Annotated in this window: 1 pseudogene; it reads right to left on the bottom strand. The window is 68.0% G+C overall.

Annotated elements, in window-relative coordinates:
• Positions 1-613 (bottom strand): annotated as a pseudogene (locus tag IE316_RS35210) (virulence factor); the annotation flags it as partial.

Here is a 613-nt window from a genome sequence, read left to right on the forward strand (position 1 = left end):
TGGGCGCACTTGATCCAGCTTCCGAAGAGGATGTCGATCGGGTCGACGCCCTGCTGGTACTCGGCGATGGTGATGGTGTGGGTGACCTGGGTGGACAGTTCCTTGGTCGGGTGCTGGCCCAGGTACACCGTGGCGTCGGTGGGGCAGGTGTACTGGGAGGCGCCCATGTCCTGTGCGGTGCACAGGTACAGGTCGAGGACCGCCTTGAACCCGATCTTCGTGGTGATGGTGCAGTCGCCGTTGTAGAAGAGCTTGTCGATCCAGCCGTCGCAGCCGTCGGACTTCTGCACGATCTGCGGGTCGCCGGTCTCCACCAGGCGATCGACGACGTAGAACATGCCGCCGATGGGTGCGCCTGCTGCGTCGGGGACGGTTCCTGTCCCGATCTGCTGGGCGTTGTCCTTCTTCTCGGCCTCGTCGGCTGCCTGCTGGGCCGATTCGGCGTAAGCCTGGGCGTCCTTGGCGGCTTGTTCGGCGGCTGCTGCTTCGACGGCCGCGTGGTCGGCGGCGTCCCGGGCCTCTTTGGCCGCCTGTTCCGCTTCGGAGGCGGCGGCCCGGGCCGCTTCGGCGTCCAGGGCCGCTTCGTCCGCGGAGGCGCGCGCGTCGGTGGCGT

The sequence above is a fragment of the Streptomyces fumanus genome (genome assembly GCF_014655295.1).
Classification (GTDB): Bacteria; Actinomycetota; Actinomycetes; order Streptomycetales; family Streptomycetaceae; genus Streptomyces; species Streptomyces fumanus.